The sequence below is a fragment of the Herbaspirillum sp. C9C3 genome (assembly GCF_013359625.1).
GTDB lineage: Bacteria > Pseudomonadota > Gammaproteobacteria > Burkholderiales > Burkholderiaceae_D > Herbaspirillum.
Map to the genome: position 1 here is coordinate 200,532 of NZ_JABFMQ010000002.1, position 15,573 is coordinate 216,104.

At 61.4% G+C, this 15,573-nt stretch carries 14 protein-coding genes and 1 pseudogene; 11 read left to right on the top strand and 4 right to left on the bottom strand.

What is annotated here, in order from left to right:
- Positions 1 to 26 precede the first annotated feature (26 nt).
- A complete protein-coding gene (locus HNO82_RS03140; RefSeq protein WP_175342718.1) occupies positions 27 to 659 on the top strand; it encodes a LysE family translocator in 633 nt (210 codons plus the stop codon).
- Between the two features lie 141 nt (positions 660 to 800).
- Here the strand turns inward: HNO82_RS03140 and HNO82_RS03145 are convergent.
- A pseudogene (locus HNO82_RS03145) lies at positions 801 to 1,120 on the bottom strand (zinc-binding dehydrogenase); the annotation flags it as partial.
- A 92-nt stretch (positions 1,121 to 1,212) separates the two neighbouring features.
- On the opposite strand from HNO82_RS03145, the gene HNO82_RS03150 reads away from it, so the two are divergent.
- Both HNO82_RS03150 and HNO82_RS03155 read left to right on the top strand, forming a co-directional pair.
- On the top strand, positions 1,213 to 1,494 hold the full coding sequence (locus HNO82_RS03150) for a type II toxin-antitoxin system RelE/ParE family toxin (RefSeq protein WP_175342719.1): 282 nt from the start codon (positions 1,213 to 1,215) through the stop codon (positions 1,492 to 1,494).
- Between the two features lie 72 nt (positions 1,495 to 1,566).
- Entirely contained in the window at positions 1,567 to 1,815 is a 249-nt protein-coding gene (locus tag HNO82_RS03155) for a HigA family addiction module antitoxin (RefSeq protein WP_338152857.1), read from the top strand.
- Between the two features lie 86 nt (positions 1,816 to 1,901).
- Here the strand turns inward: HNO82_RS03155 and adhP are convergent, their stop codons facing one another.
- Together adhP and HNO82_RS03165 are read right to left on the bottom strand one after the other, a co-directional pair.
- A complete protein-coding gene (adhP, locus tag HNO82_RS03160; RefSeq protein WP_175342720.1) occupies positions 1,902 to 2,927 on the bottom strand; it encodes an alcohol dehydrogenase AdhP in 1,026 nt (341 codons plus the stop codon).
- A gap of 215 nt (positions 2,928 to 3,142) precedes the next feature.
- A complete protein-coding gene (locus HNO82_RS03165; protein WP_175342721.1) occupies positions 3,143 to 3,901 on the bottom strand; it encodes a DeoR/GlpR family DNA-binding transcription regulator in 759 nt (252 codons plus the stop codon).
- A 400-nt stretch (positions 3,902 to 4,301) separates the two neighbouring features.
- Here HNO82_RS03165 and glpD point away from each other — a divergent pair, with 400 nt between their 5' ends.
- The 8 genes from glpD (at position 4,302) to glpK (ending at position 13,628) form a co-directional block, all read left to right on the top strand.
- On the top strand, positions 4,302 to 5,834 hold the full coding sequence (glpD, locus tag HNO82_RS03170) for a glycerol-3-phosphate dehydrogenase (RefSeq protein WP_175342722.1): 1,533 nt from the start codon (positions 4,302 to 4,304) through the stop codon (positions 5,832 to 5,834).
- A 49-nt stretch (positions 5,835 to 5,883) separates the two neighbouring features.
- The gene (locus tag HNO82_RS03175; protein ID WP_175342723.1) at positions 5,884 to 6,984 is read left to right on the top strand and encodes an ABC transporter ATP-binding protein; all 1,101 of its coding nucleotides are present in this window, start codon (positions 5,884 to 5,886) and stop codon (positions 6,982 to 6,984) included.
- 1 nt (position 6,985) lies between these two features.
- Entirely contained in the window at positions 6,986 to 8,074 is a 1,089-nt protein-coding gene (locus HNO82_RS03180) for an ABC transporter ATP-binding protein (RefSeq protein WP_175342724.1), read from the top strand.
- Positions 8,075 to 8,077: 3 nt separating this feature from the next.
- A complete protein-coding gene (locus HNO82_RS03185) occupies positions 8,078 to 8,968 on the top strand; it encodes a carbohydrate ABC transporter permease (RefSeq protein ID WP_008325921.1) in 891 nt (296 codons plus the stop codon).
- The gene (locus HNO82_RS03190; protein WP_085943551.1) at positions 8,961 to 9,779 is read left to right on the top strand and encodes a carbohydrate ABC transporter permease; all 819 of its coding nucleotides are present in this window, start codon (positions 8,961 to 8,963) and stop codon (positions 9,777 to 9,779) included. The genes HNO82_RS03185 and HNO82_RS03190 overlap by 8 nt, the downstream gene beginning before the upstream one ends.
- Positions 9,780 to 9,781: 2 nt before the next feature.
- Entirely contained in the window at positions 9,782 to 10,066 is a 285-nt protein-coding gene (locus tag HNO82_RS03195) for a DUF2160 domain-containing protein (protein WP_008325923.1), read from the top strand.
- Positions 10,067 to 10,185: 119 nt separating this feature from the next.
- Entirely contained in the window at positions 10,186 to 11,934 is a 1,749-nt protein-coding gene (locus HNO82_RS03200; protein WP_034349793.1) for an ABC transporter substrate-binding protein, read from the top strand.
- A 212-nt stretch (positions 11,935 to 12,146) separates the two neighbouring features.
- Positions 12,147 to 13,628, top strand: a complete 1,482-nt coding sequence (glpK, locus tag HNO82_RS03205) for a glycerol kinase GlpK (RefSeq protein WP_008325925.1) — start codon at positions 12,147 to 12,149, stop codon at positions 13,626 to 13,628.
- Between the two features lie 37 nt (positions 13,629 to 13,665).
- On the opposite strand, the gene HNO82_RS03210 is transcribed toward glpK, so the two are convergent.
- Positions 13,666 to 14,892 carry a cyclic di-GMP phosphodiesterase gene (locus HNO82_RS03210; RefSeq protein WP_175342725.1) on the bottom strand — a complete coding sequence of 409 codons (1,227 nt, stop codon included), beginning with the start codon at positions 14,890 to 14,892 and terminating at the stop codon, positions 13,666 to 13,668.
- Between the last annotated feature and the right edge of the window lie 681 nt (positions 14,893 to 15,573).

The following is a 15,573-nucleotide window of genomic DNA, read 5'->3' on the forward strand; positions in this document are numbered from 1 at the left end:
TATCAGATTTGAGAAGGCATTCATCAATGGAATTGACAACTATTGTTTTGTATATGATCGCCGTTTCTGCAGTCACAATTGTTCCAGGACCGACTATGCTGCTTGCCTTGAGCAATGGCGCCCAAGGTGGTATGAGAATTGCGCTATTCGGTATTGCTGGCGCGGCATTATCCGATTTGCTGTTGATTGGCACCGTAGCCTTGGGCCTCGGAGGGATCTTGCTGGCATCGGAAAAATTGTTCTCGATTGTTAAATGGGGCGGGGCAATCTACCTGCTGTATTTGGCTTGGAAATTGTGGAGATCTTCAGTTCAGACCATTGATGTCCGCGCCTCAACGTCCACTCATCTAGACGGAAAAACGGTTCTCAAACGTTCGTTATTTGTAGCGCTGTCCAATCCCAAAGGGCTATTGTTCTTTTCCGCATTTCTACCTCAGTTCATTAATGCCAAGAGTCCTGTATGGGCTCAATATACGGCTCTTGCGGTGATAACGGCTTTAATCGACATCGTCTTCATGTATGTCTATGCCGCGAGTGGATATCACTCGATGCGATATTTATCCGCTCGAGCTCTTCTATGGCTAAATCGTATATGTGCTGGCGCGCTTGGAGGAATTGGTATAGCACTCAGTTTCTATCGGCGAAGTGAACTTCACTGAGCGAATTGATGAGGCGTACTGAGTGCTATGGCTTGATGCGCAGATTCGCTTGGCACGGCAGATAGTTGCTGTAGGCGTACTTAACGACAGTTCATGAAAATGAACTGCCATCCAAACACGACATCTTGGTCCTGTCTTAGCTCAGTCCAGCACGATCTGCCCATCAATCTTGCCCTCTTCCATGCGCGCAAAGATGGCATTGATGTTGTCCAGCTTGTCCCAGGTAAAGTGCGCCGCCACTTTGCCTTCGGCGGCGAAGACCAGCGACTCTTCCAGATGAAGCGCTTCAACACCGTATTGAACACCGGCAGGGTGATGTCGCCCGGTGGCAGGCCCACCAGCGCCATGGTGCCGCGTGCACGCAGGAGACCGAACGCTTGTTCCATCGCCTTGGGCGACACCGCCGTCACCAGCGCCCCATGCGCGCCACCGATGATGCGCTGGACTTCGGCCACCGCATTGTGTTGGCTGGCCGGTCCAAGGGCAAAGGGAGTAGTTCAAATAATACCGATAATAACGTTTGACGTTACTAACGTATGTCGTTACTATTCCCATGATCGAATCATTCAAATGCGCCGACACTGAGGCGTTGCACGAAGGCAAGCGCATAGCGCGGTTTGTCAACATCGAGCGCGTAGCTTTGCGCAAGTTGCGGCAGTTGGAAATTGCCGTTCGGCTGGAGGATTTGAGAATCCCGCCGCAAAATCGCCTTGAATTGCTCAAAGGTAGGCGGCGCGGGCAATACAGCATCAGAATCAACGATCAGTGGCGTCTTTGTTTCGTCTGGAAGGACGGGGCCGCATTCGACATCGAGATCGTTGATTATCACAGCTAGGAGGTTGCGATGGCTCGACGTCTTGCTCCGGTAACGCCGGGGGAACTGCTCAATGAAGAATTCCTGAAGCCGATGGGCATCACCCAATACCGCTTGGCCAAGGAAATCGGCGTATCGCAATTGCGCATCAGCGAGATCGTCAATGGCAAGCGTGCCGTAACAGCCGATACCGATTTGCGGCTCGCACGCTTCTTCGGACTCTCCGACGGATACTGGCTGCGCGCGCAAGTCGCATATGACACCGAAATCGCGCGTGAAAAGATGCGTGATGTGCTGGCTGGTATCAAGCAGTGGCAACCCAAGGAGCCGAGCCCGGTTTGAGCAGGCAGCGGCTTCAACGAAAATGACGGCTTCCGGAGAAGCCGTCATTTTCTATTGCGTCAAACTTCTGCGTACGCCGGGACTGCTTACTTCAAGTCCAGCACAATCCGCCCATCAATCTTGCCTTCTTCCATGCGCGCAAAGATGGCATTGATGTTGTCCAGCTTGTCCCAGGTGAAATGCGCCGCCACCTTGCCTTCAGCAGCAAAGACCAGCGACTCTTCCAGATCCTGGCGCGTGCCGACGATGGAGCCGCGCACGGTGATGCGTTTCAACACGGTATTGAACACCGGCAGGCTGATGTCTCCCGGTGGCAGGCCCACCAGCGCCATGGTGCCGCGTGCGCGCAGGAATCCGAAGGCCTGTTCCATCGCCTTGGGCGAGACCGCCGTCACCAGCGCACCATGCGCGCCACCGATGATGCGCTGGACTTCGGCCACCGCATTGTGGTCGCGGCCATCGACGGTGAGGTCCGCGCCCAGCTTCCTGGCCAGCGCCAGCTTGTCTTCGTGGATGTCTGCGGCGACCACGTGCATGCCCATGGCCTTGGCATATTGCACGGCCATGTGGCCCAGGCCGCCGATGCCGGAAATGACCACCCATTCACCGGGGCGCACCTCGGTCTCCTTCAAGCCCTTGTAGACGGTCACACCCGCGCACAGCACAGGGGCTGCCGGGCCGAAGTCCAGTCCGGCAGGCAGGTGGCCGACGAAGTTGGGATCGGCCAGGCCGTATTCGGCAAAGCTGCCGTTGACGGAATAGCCGGTGTTCTGCTGCTCGGCGCACAGGGTTTCCCAGCCGGTGCGGCAGGGCGAGCAGCAGCCACAGGCCGTATGCAGCCAGGGCACGCCAACGCGGTCGCCTTCCTTGATGTGCTTGACACCCGCGCCCAGCGCGGCAACGTAGCCGGTGCCTTCGTGACCGGGAATGAAAGGCGGTGTGGGTTTGACGGGCCAGTCGCCATGGGCCGCGTGCAGGTCGGTATGGCACACGCCGCTGGCTTCGAACTTGACCAGGATCTGGCCCGGACCCGGCGTGGGGACGGGCACTTGTTCAATCGACAGGGGCTTGCCGAATTCGCGGACGACGGCCGCTTTCATCATTTGCGTCATATGCACTCCTCGGGGGGATCAACGGGATGCCAGGGCAGGGCGGCGGCCTTGTGCTGCAATGGCCGACTGTTGTTCCTGTCTGCATGCGTCAATATCCTCCGCGTGCCGCATGACGACAATCGATGATTGCGCATGGATTGATCCATGTCGCCCATCGTTGAAAAACAAGAGGAGTGCACCAGCGCATGCCCTTGCAGCATGCGCGCGCGGCCGACTTACTTCGCGATCACCACTTCCACATCCGTCTCTGCCAGCAGGGTGGCCAGTTCCGGCGGTGGCGGGGCATCGGTGAAGAGCACGTCGATCTGCGACAGATGCGCCATCTTCACCAGCGCCTGTCGTCCGAACTTGCTGGCATCGGCCACCAGCCAGACCTGGCGCGACTGTTCGATGATGGTCTGCGCCACCTTGACTTCACGGGCATCGAAATCGCGCAACACCCCATCCATCTCGATGCTGGAGATGCCGATGATGCCGATGTCCACCTTGAACTGGCGGATGAAATCGATGGTGGCTTCGCCGACGATGCCGCGATCGCGCGCGCGCACCACGCCACCGGCAATGATGACCTCCAGCGCCGGATTGCTGGCCAGCGAATTGGCCACGTTCAGGTTGTTGGTCACCACGTGCAGGTTCTTGTGCTGCTGCAGGGCGCGCGCTACCTCCTCGGTGGTGGTGCCCAGATTGAGGATCAGCGAACAGCCGTCCGGCACCCGCGCGGCCACCGTGCGGCCGATGCGGCGCTTGGCCTCGGCGTGCATGACCTGGCGTTCGGGATAGGCAATGTTCTCGGTCGAGGACAGCAAGCCTACACCGCCGTGATAACGCGCCAGCAAGCTGGCATCGACCATCGCCTTGACGTCGCGGCGCACGGTCTGGGTGGTCACGTTCAGTTGCTGGGCCAGCTCTTCCACCGAGATGGTGCCGTGCTTGCGAACGCATTCCAGCAGCGTCTGTTGCCTGGGATTGAGCATGGAGGTGATCGAAATCCGTTGATTTTTGGGAAACAATTTTGATTGAATATGAACATTAAAAAACATAAACGAACATAAAACAACAAATAATTGTTGATTTACTTTCGGGATGTCGCTTATCTTACGGTGCATTGGCAACTCCCGGGAAAGTGCGGGGTTGCACGGCAGCTGTTGCACGCAAACACAGCGGAACCGCTGAGACGGCAATACGGTTACCGCACACAAGCAACACGGCACCAATACGGCACCAATACGGCAGTAATACAGCGGAAACACGGCAGCAATACAGTGGCAGCCCGGCAGCAATACGGTGTCGCTGTCGCAGCCAATACAGTTTCACTACGGCATCAATACAGTTTCAACCCGGAACCCATACGGATCCAACACGGAGAAGCGGCGAATGACGCTCGAATATGATCTCTTGGTGGTAGGCGGCGGCATCAACGGCGCGGGCATCGCGCGCGATGCGGCCGGGCGCGGCCTGCGGGTGCTGCTGTGCGAGCAGCATGACCTGGCCCAACATACCTCCTCGGCCAGCACCAAGCTCATCCACGGCGGCTTGCGCTACCTCGAATATTACGAATTCAAGCTGGTGCGCAAGGCCCTGCAGGAACGCGAAGTCCTGCTGCGCTCGGCACCGCACATCATCTGGCCGCTGCGCTTCGTCATGCCGCACGACGCCAACCAGCGTCCGGCCTGGATGATCCGCGCCGGCCTGTTCATGTACGACTACCTCGCCAAGCGCGAGATCCTGCCCGCCTCCGAAGGCGCCAATCTGACCCGTCACGCTGCCGGTAAGCCTCTCAAGGGCGACTACCGTCGTGGCTTCGTCTATTCCGATGGCTGGGTCGACGATGCCCGTCTGGTGGTGTTGAACGCGATGGACGCCCAGGAACACGGCGCCCGCATTCTCACCCGCACCAAGTGCATCAGTGCCCGTCGCGAAGGCGAGATCTGGCATGCCGTGCTGGAGCATCAGCATGCAGGCGGCGTGCAGCAGGAAGAAGTGCGTGCCCGCGCCATCGTCAACGCCGCCGGCCCCTGGGCTGCGCGGTTTGCGCAGGCCGTGCCGCAGGCCAAGACCGGCCGCAGCCTGCGCCTGATCAAGGGCAGCCACATCGTGGTCAAGCGCCTGTTCGATCACCCCTACGCCTATATCTTCCAGAATCCGGACAAGCGCATCATCTTCGCCATCCCCTATCAGGAAGAATTCACCCTCATCGGCACCACCGACCTCGAATACCACGGCGACGCCGGCAAGGTCGAGATCGATGCCGCCGAGATCGATTACCTCTGCGAGATGGCCAACCGCTACTTCAAGCGTCAGATCGGCCGGGATGACGTGGTCTGGACCTACTCGGGCGTGCGTCCGCTGCTGGATGACAGCGCCGAGAATGCCTCGGCCATCACGCGCGACTACCTGCTCGAATGCGACGATGCCGGCGCCCCCATGTTGAACGTCTGGGGCGGCAAGATCACCACCTATCGCAAGCTGGCCGAGGAAGCCCTGTCCATGCTGGCCCCGCACCTGGGTGCATCGAGCCAGCCGTGGACGGCCGGTGCGCCGCTGCCCGGCGGTGACCTGGAGCAACCCGGCAAGATGGTGGCGCGCTATGACTTCGAGGCGTATCTGCGCAAGGTCCAGGCGCGCCATCCCTGGCTGCCGGCCGACCTGGCCCATCGCTATGCGCGCAGCTACGGATCGCGCGTGGAGCGCATCATCGGCCAGGCCGACAGTCTGGCCGCCCTGGGCGAAGAACTGGCACCGGGCCTCTACGAGGCCGAGGCGCGTTACCTGGTGCAACACGAATGGGCGCGCGGGGTGGACGACATCCTGTGGCGCCGGAGCAAGCTGGGCCTGCACGCCAGTGCCCAGCACCGGGCCCGGCTGGAGGCGTGGCTGGCCAGTCTGCCAGACCCGGCCCAGCCGTAAGCCAGGTCGCCGCACACCATTCATCAAAAAAATGTAGCGAGGAGACAGCGTGACCCTGGAACTGAAACAAGTGGCCAAGACGGTCGGTGCCGAAACGCACCTGTACCCGATGGACCTGAACCTGGCCAAAGGTGGCATCAACGTTTTGCTGGGGCCGACCCAGGCCGGCAAGACCTCACTGATGCGCATCATCGCCGGGCTCGACAAGCCCACCGCAGGCCGCGTGCTGGTCAATGGCCAGGACGTCACCGGCGTGAGCGTGCGCGAGCGCAACCTGGCGATGGTGTATCAGCAATTCATCAATTATCCCGGCCTGACGGTGTTCGAGAACATCGCCGCGCCGCTGCGTCTGCAGAAGCAGCCGGAGCAGGAGATCACCAAGCGCGTCAACGAGATCGCCGACAAGCTGCACATCGCGCATCTGCTGCAACGCCTGCCGCTGGAACTCTCCGGTGGCCAGCAGCAGCGTTGCGCGCTGGCGCGGGCGCTCATCAAGCGCGCGCCGCTGGTGCTGCTGGATGAACCGCTGGTCAACCTCGACTACAAGCTGCGCGAGGAATTGCGCAGCGAGCTGATTTCGCTCTTCACCAGCGGCGACACCACCGTGGTCTACGCCACCACCGAGCCACAGGAAGCGCTGCTGCTGGGCGGACATACCGCCGTGATGCACGAGGGCCGCCTGCTGCAGTTCGGACCGACCCTGGAGCTGTTCAACAGCCCCGCTTCCACGCGGGTGGCGGCGATCTTCAATGACCCACCGATGAACCTGCTCGATGCCACGGCCATCTCCACCGATGAAGGCAAGACTGCGATTCGCATGAGCGATGGCAGCGTGCTGGAAATTGCCGGACGCCAGTTGTCCCTCCCCGAAGGCCAGCCCTGCAAGCTGGGCATCCGTTGCAATGATGTTCGCCTGGAGGCGCTCAACGCACCGGGCGTGAGTCTGGGTTGCCGCGTCACCCTGGCCGAACTCTCCGGTTCCGAAACTTACCTGCACCTGCGCCATGGTGATGTCCCGCTGGTGGCGCAGCTGTCGGGCGTGCATGAAGTGGCCATCGGCAGCACGGTGCAAGTGAGCATCGCCGCGACCAAGGCCTTCCTGTTCGATACACAGGGTCGCCTGCTGAGCGCCCCGCTGGAGACTCGCTGATATGGCCCGCATCGAATTCAAGAACCTGGGTCACGCCTACAGTGGCAACCCGGCCAGCCTCAAGGACTACGCGCTGCAACCCATGAACATGGTGTGGGAGGACGGCGGCGCCTATGCACTGCTGGGCCCCTCGGGCTGCGGCAAGTCCACGCTGCTCAATATCATTTCCGGTCTGCTGCAACCGTCGGAAGGGCAGGTGCTCTTCGATGGTCGCGACATGACTCGCATGGCCACCCGTGATCGCAACATCGCGCAGGTGTTCCAGTTCCCGGTGCTCTACGACACCATGAGCGTGTTCGACAACCTGGCCTTCCCGCTGCGCAACCGCAAGGTCGCCGAGCGCGAGGTACAGGCGCGCGTGCACGAGATCGCCGAGATGCTCGACCTCACCCGTGACCTCAAGCAGCGCGCTGCGGGCCTGTCGGCTGACGCCAAGCAAAAGATCTCGCTGGGCCGTGGCCTGGTGCGCAAGGATGTGGCGGCGATCCTGTTCGATGAACCCCTGACGGTGATCGATCCGCACATGAAGTGGGAGCTGCGCCAGAAGTTGAAGGAAATCCACCATCAGTTGAAGCTCACCCTGATCTACGTCACCCACGACCAGGTCGAGGCGCTGACCTTCGCCGATGAAGTGGTGGTGATGACCGAGGGCAAGGTGGTGCAGCAGGGCAAGCCAGAGGCACTGTTCCTGCGTCCCGATCACACCTTCGTCGGTTACTTCATCGGTAGCCCCGGCATGAACTTCTGCCCGGTGCACGTGCAAGGTGATGCGCTCCTGCTGGGCCAGCAGCGCGTGCAGGTCGAGGCCGCGCAATTGCAGGCGCTCAAGAACAGCAGCGGCGAGCTGAAGCTGGGTATCCGTCCGGAATTTGTCGAGCTGGCCGCACCTGGTACGGCCGGTGCAGTCAGTGCCGAGATCACCCAGGTGCAACACCTTGGCACCAGCCAGCTGGTGACGGCGCAGGTCGAGGGCATGAGCGTGAAGGCGCGCGTGGCGCCGGAGATGAAGATCGCCACCGGCGCGCATTGGCTGCGACTGGCCAAGCCCGAGACGATCTACTTCAGCAACGACGAGAGAATAGGACGCTAAGCCATGAACAAGCCCTACAACAACAAGGCCTGGTTCTTCATCCTTCCGGTCTTCCTGACGGTGGCCTTCTCGGCCATCATCCCGCTCATGACGGTGGTCAATTATTCGGTGCAGGACATCATCAGCCCCGAGCAGAAGGTCTTCGTGGGCCTGGACTGGTTCCGCGACGTCATGCGCGACAGCGAGCTGCACGCGGCGTTGCTGCGCCAGCTGATCTTTTCCTTCTGCGTGCTGCTGGTGCAGATTCCGCTGGGCATCGGCCTGGCGCTGGCCATGCCCCACAAAGGCTGGAAATCCTCGGCCACGCTGGTGATCCTGGCCATGCCGCTGCTGATTCCATGGAACGTGGTCGGTACCATCTGGCAGATCTTCGGCCGCGCCGACATCGGCCTGGGCGGCTACGTGCTCGATCTGCTGGGCTTCGACTACAACTACGCGTCCAATCCAAGCGATGCCTGGCTGACCGTGCTGGTGATGGACGTCTGGCACTGGACCCCGCTGGTGGCACTGCTGGCCTTCGCCGGCTTGCGTTCGATTCCCGATGCCTATTACCAGGCCGCACAGATCGATGGCGCCAGCCGTTGGGCAGTGTTCCGCTACATCCAGCTGCCCAAGATGCGCGGCGTGCTGGTCATCGCGGTGCTGCTGCGTTTCATGGACAGCTTCATGATCTATACCGAACCCTTCGTGCTCACCGGTGGCGGTCCCGGCAACTCGACCACCTTCCTGAGCCAGTACCTCACGCAGAAAGCCGTGGGCCAGTTCGATCTCGGTCCGGCCGCCGCCTTCTCGCTGATCTACTTCCTCATCATCCTGCTGTTGTCCTTCGTGCTCTACAACTGGATGCAGAGCGCCGGCAACAACGCCAATGCTTCGGGTGGCCAACATGACTAAGACTCAGGACAAGACCTTTACCCGCATGCTGGTGATGCTGCTCTACATCGCCTTCACCCTGGTGCCGCTGTACTGGCTGCTGAACACATCGTTGAAAACCAATGAGGAAACCCTGTCGGTCTTCACGCTCTGGCCCAATGCGCCCACGCTGAACAACTACAAGACCATCTTCACCGATCCCTCGTGGTATTCGGGCTATATCAACTCCATCATCTACGTGGCCATGAATACGGTCATGTCGTTGCTGGTGGCCTTGCCGGCGGCGTATGGCTTCTCGCGCTATCGCTTCCTGGGCGACAAGCACATGTTCTTCTGGCTGCTGACCAATCGCATGACACCGCCGGCGGTGTTCCTGCTGCCGTTCTTCCAGCTCTATTCCACCATCGGCCTGTCGGACACGTACATCGCGGTGGCGCTGGCGCACATGCTCTTCAACGTGCCGCTGGCGGTATGGATTCTGGAAGGCTTCATGTCGGGCGTGCCGCGCGAGATCGATGAGACGGCCTATATCGACGGCTTCTCCTTCCCGCGTTTCTTCCTGCGCATCTTCCTGCCGCTGATCAAGTCGGGCGTGGGCGTGACGGCCTTCTTCTGCTTCATGTTCAGCTGGGTGGAACTGCTGCTGGCCCGCACCCTGACCTCGGTCAACGCCAAGCCCATCAGCGCCATCATGACCCGTACCGCGTCTGCGGCCGGGATGGACTGGGGCATCCTGGCGGCTGCCGGCGTGTTGACGATTGTTCCGGGAGCCCTGGTGATCTGGTTCGTGCGCAACCACATCGCCAAGGGCTTCGCAATGGGGAGAGTGTGATCATGGGAAATGCTTTTTCGTGGATGTCGTGGACGCTGCCGGTGGCGATCTTTTTCGTGTGCGTGGCATTGATGCTGGTGGGCATGACGGTGTGGGAGCTGCGCTCTCCGACCATCGAGCGCAAGGGCTTCCTGCCCATGCGTACCACGCGCGGTGACCGCCTGTTCATCGGATTGCTGACGGCGGCCTACATCAACCTGGCCTGGGTCGGACTGACCGACCTGGACCAGTGGTATGCGGTAGCGCTGGGGTTCGTGGCGCTGGCGCTGATCATGCGCAAGGGGTAGCGGCCTGTCCCGAGGTGATACGCAACATCTGACAGGCAACGGATCTGTACTAGAACGGACGTCCGGGGATTCTCCTTCCCTACCCGGCACGCCAATTCAGGGGAAGGTGACGAGGAGACATGATGCAGAACATGCGGAAAATCAAACTGACCGTGCTGGTCGCCGCCATGGCGATGGCCGGTATCGCGGGCAATGCCTGGGCCGACATCAAGGCCGCCGAGAAATGGGTGGACACCGAATTCCAGCCCAGCACCCTGTCGCGCAAGCAGCAGGTCAGCGAGATGCAATGGTTCATCGACGCGGCCGCCAAGCTCAAGGCCAAGGGTGTCAAGGAGATCCACGTGGTCTCCGAAACCCTGGATACCCACGCCTACGAATCCAAGACCCTGGCCAAGGCCTTCGAGGACATTACCGGGATCAAGGTCATTCACGACGTGATCCAGGAAGGCGACGTGGTCGAGAAGATGCAGACCTCGCTGCAATCGGGCAAGTCCATCTATGACGGCTGGGTCAACGACTCCGACCTGATCGGCACCCACTACCGCAACGGTCAGACCGTGGTGCTGAGCGACTACATGGCCGGCCCCGGCAAGGAATACACCAACCCCGGTCTGGACCTGAAGGACTTCATCGGCACCAGCTTCACCACCGCACCGGATGGCAAGCTTTACCAGCTGCCCGACCAGCAGTTCGCCAATCTCTACTGGTTCCGTGCCGACTGGTTCGCCCGCAAGGATCTGCAGGACAAGTTCAAGGCCAAGTACGGCTATGAACTGGGCGTGCCGCAGAACTGGTCAGCCTATGAAGATATCGCCGACTTCTTCACCAACGATGTCAAGGAACTCGATGGCAAGAAGGTCTTCGGTCACATGGACTACGGCAAGAAGGATCCCTCGCTGGGCTGGCGTTTCACCGATGCCTGGCTGTCCATGGCCGGTGCTGCCGACAAGGGCCTGCCCAACGGCTTGCCGGTCGATGAATGGGGTATCCGCGTGGCCGATGACAAGTGCACCCCGGTGGGCGCATCGGTCTCGCGCGGCGGTGCCACCAACTCGCCGGCGGCAGTCTACGCCCTGACCAAGTACCTGGACTGGATGAAGAAGTACGCACCGCCCGAAGCGCTGGGCATGACCTTCTCCGAAGCCGGCCCGGTGCCTGCCCAGGGACACATCGCGCAGCAGATCTTCTGGTACAGCGCCTTCACCGCCAGCATGACCAAGCAGGGCCTGCCGGTGGTCAACGCCGACGGTTCGCCCAAGTGGCGCATGGCGCCCGGCCCGCACGGTCCGTACTGGAAGGATGGCATGCAGAACGGCTATCAGGACGTCGGTTCCTGGACCTTCCTCAAGAGCACCCCGCCGGACCAGATGGCCGCCGCCTGGCTGTACGCGCAGTTCACGACCTCCAAGACCGTCTCGCTGAAGAAGTCCATCGTCGGCGTGACCTTCATTCGTGACTCCGACATCCGTTCCGACTACTTCACCAAGAACGCCGCCAAGTACGGTGGCCTCATCGAGTTCTACCGCAGCCCGGCACGGGTGGCGTGGACCCCGACCGGGACCAACGTGCCTGACTATCCGAAGATGGCGCAGCTGTGGTGGAAGAACATCTCCTCGGCCATCTCCGGCGAGAAGACACCGCAAGGGGCGATGGACAACCTGGCCGATGAAATGGACGGTATCATGGCCCGCCTGCAGCGCGCCGGCATGAAGCATTGCGCGCCCAAGCTCAATCCGAAGAAGGATCCGGCCACCTGGCTGTCCGACAAGGGCGCACCGTGGGCCAAGCTGGCCAACGAAAAGCCGAAGGGTGAGACCATCCCTTACGACAAGCTGCTGCAAGCCTGGAAGGATGGCCGCGTACGCTGATGCAGCCTGATCGCCATCACGCGTGAGATGACGCCATCCCGGCCGATGTCGGGATGGCGTCTTCGCGTTTGCGCAGGACGGTTTGCTTAGTTCTATTTTGATACTTTATTGGTATCTTCCTGACGCCGCACAGCTATTGATTGCTGGCGCAATGCGCAGGGTGTTTTTCCATTTTTGAACCCAAGAGGTTCAGTCGTCTGCAAGGAATCATCATGGCCTATCTGCTCGCCCTCGACCAGGGTACCTCCAGCTCGCGCAGCATCATCTTTGACCAGAGTGGCGCCATCGTCGCCACGGCCCAGCAGGAATTCCCGCAGATCTTCCCGCAGCCGGGCTGGGTCGAGCACGACCCCATGGACCTGTGGCAGAGCCAGTTGCAGACGGCGCAGAAGGTGCTGGCGCAAAGCGGCATCAAGGCCGAAGAACTGACGGCCCTGGGCATCACCAACCAGCGCGAGACCACCGTGGTGTGGGAGCGCGCCACCGGCAAGCCGGTCTACAACGCCGTGGTCTGGCAGGACCGCCGCGCCGAAGTGGTGTGCGCGGCGCTGCGCGAACGAGGACTCGGCGAGGCCATCCAGAAGAAGACCGGGCTGGTGCTCGATCCTTATTTTTCCGGGACCAAGCTGCGCTGGATCCTCGACAACGTCGACGGCCTGCGTGCGCGCGCCGAACGGGGCGAACTGCTGTTTGGCACCGTCGATTCCTGGCTGGTCTGGAACCTCACCGGTGGCCGCCTGCACGTGAGCGATGTCTCCAATGCCTCGCGCACCATGCTGTGGAATATCCACACCGGTGCCTGGGATGAGGAATTGCTGCAATGGCTGGACATCCCTGCGGCCATGCTGCCGCAGGTGCATGCCTCGGCGCACATCTATGGCGAAGTCGATGCCCGGCACCTGGGCGCGGCGGTCAGAATCGGCGGCATCGCCGGCGACCAGCAGTCGGCCCTGTTCGGCCAGGCTTGCGTGCGTCCCGGCATGGCCAAGAATACCTACGGTACCGGCTGCTTCATGCTGCTGCATACGGGTGACCAGTGCGCCACCTCCCACAACGGTCTCATCAGTACCGCTGCCTGCCAGGTCGATGAACGCAAACAATATGCGCTCGAAGGCAGTGTCTTCATCGGCGGCGCCGTGGTGCAGTGGCTGCGCGATGGCTTGAAGGCCATCAAGACTTCCACCGACGTCGAGGCACTGGCCTGCACGGTGGAAGATTCGGGTGGGGTGGTGTTCGTACCGTCCTTCACGGGGCTGGGTGCGCCATACTGGAATCCCGGTGCCAAGGGCGCCATCGTCGGTTTGAGCCGGGGCAGCACGGTGGCCCACATCGCCCGCGCGGCGCTGGAATCGATTGCCTTCCAGAGCACGGCCTTGCTCAATGCGATGGTCAAGGATGCGGTCTCGCCGATTACCGAATTGCGGGTCGATGGCGGTGCGGCCGCCAACAACCTGCTGCTGCAATTCCAGGCCGACCTGCTGGGCATCCCGGTGATCCGTCCGCAGGTGACCGAGACCACCGCGCTGGGTGCGGCCTATCTGGCCGGCGTGGCTACCGGTGTCTATCGTGATCTGTCCGAGTTGTCTGCGCAGTGGCGCATGGAGCGTACGTTCGAACCGCGTTTCACGCGCGAACAGGCACAGGAGCGCATCCACGCCTGGGAAGCGGCAATCCGCCAGGTCAGCGCAGCTTGAGAGCGGCACGGCCGGGGCGACCCGGCGTCATGGCGCCTCAGTCCGGCGTGCCGGTACTGAGCAGCTGCATGGTGTCCAAGTGGCTCAGGCGCGCCCACTCTTCGCCGCCACGGGCGACGATGGTGTCGGCGTCGGGCGTGGCCATCAGGTCGAGGATCTCGGTGTCGCTCATTTCCATGTCGTCGTTGTAGCGGAACACCTTCAACACCGGTCGCGTGAGGTCCTGGGCATTCTGCCGGATCACGAACCCGGAACGGCCCGATTCCAGCTTGACGATGGAGCCGACCGGATAGATGCCCAGCGTCTTGACGAAGGCCAGGAACATGGCGCGGTCGAAGTGACCGGTCCAGGAAGCCATGCTCGAAATGGCTTCGGCCGGGTCCCAGGCGCGTTTGTAGGGGCGGTCCGAGGTGAGCGCATCGTAGACGTCGCAGATGGCGGCCATGCGCGCATACAGGCTGATCTGACCACTGCGCAGTGACTCCGGATAGCCTTGACCATCCATCTTTTCGTGATGGTGCAGGCAGACATCGCGCGCATAGTCGGGCACGTTGGGGTCCTGGCTCAGGTATTTGTAGCCCAGTTCGGGATGCTTCTTGATCTGGGTGAATTCTTCCTCGGTCAGCCTGCCGGGCTTGTTGAGCAGTTCATGCGGCAGGAAGGCCTTGCCCACGTCGTGCAGGAAGCCGCCCAGGCCGGCTTCGCGGCAGGCCTTCTCGTCCAGGCCCAGGGTGCGCCCCAGGGCCACCATCAGGGCGCATACCGCTACCGAGTGCAGGTAGGTATATTCATCGGCCAGTTTCAGGCGCAGCACGCTGAGCGTACCGTTGGGGCTTTGCAGGACGGCGCCGGTAATTTCTTCCACCACCGAGACGCAGCGCTCCATGTCCAGCGCCTTGCCCAGCCGTGCTTCGCTGAACATGGCCTTGGTCGCCTTCTTGGCGTTCTCGCGCAGGGCCATGGCGTCCAGCAGGGTGGTGTCGATGTCGGGACCCGGGGGCAGTTCCGCCAGGGGCTCGACCTGCTCCGGGGCTTGCCCTGCATCATCGGTCTGGTCCGCCTGGGCGGCCGGCTCGGTGACATCCAGGCCGCGCTCGGGATCGATCCAGCAATGGGCGATGCCGCTGGCATGGGCCTGCTTGAGGTCGGCCTCATTCTTGAGCAGGAATTTGTTCTTCCAGAACGGATGATCCAGCCAGGCTGCTTCAAAGCCGCAGAAATACATTCCGAGGACCAGATCCTCCGTTTTAATTTTTTTCAACATTTCTCGTACATCTTTCCGGCTGACCGGGGAACGGGTTGGCTTGGCATCCCTGACCACGGGCGGTGGAGCGCCGAGGGCGTCGCGGACAGGATTGCCGGTAGTTAATCATCTCATATGCCTGAGCATATGTGAAAGATTCTGCTCGTTGCCATGCCATTGACGGGCCCGGTCGCCTGGCCGCCGGTGCCGGCCCGGACGAAAAAAAGCCCGTCCGGGGAAGGACGGGCTGAAAGATCCGCTGGATGTCGTCGCAGCGGACAAGGGGAAAGAGGAGGTCTCGATGTGGCTACTCTAGGCCCCGAAAATTAAGCCAGACTTAAAACCGGAGAAAACTTTGCAGCGGCCCTGAAGTGGTCTGCTGACGAGGCTTCCCGGCGGGCAACGTGGCATGCGCGCATCACTTCATATGGCTTTGCCAAGAACTGCATGAATTTGTGAAATTCCCGGTGCGCCCGCTGTTACGCTTGCAAGCAATCGGATCGCAGGACTACAACGGGGGAACGATCCGGACATGGCGTCCAGTCGCATCAGAATGGGGCGAGTCACGGCAGGGGCCGGGCTCGTGAGGTGGACGGGGCCATTCCCTGCACTCCGGTCAGACCGGGGTCATAACGACATTCCATCCTGCCTTCAGGTCCGGCTGCCGCTTTGCCGCAGCCGGCGCGGGCGTTTGCACGATCA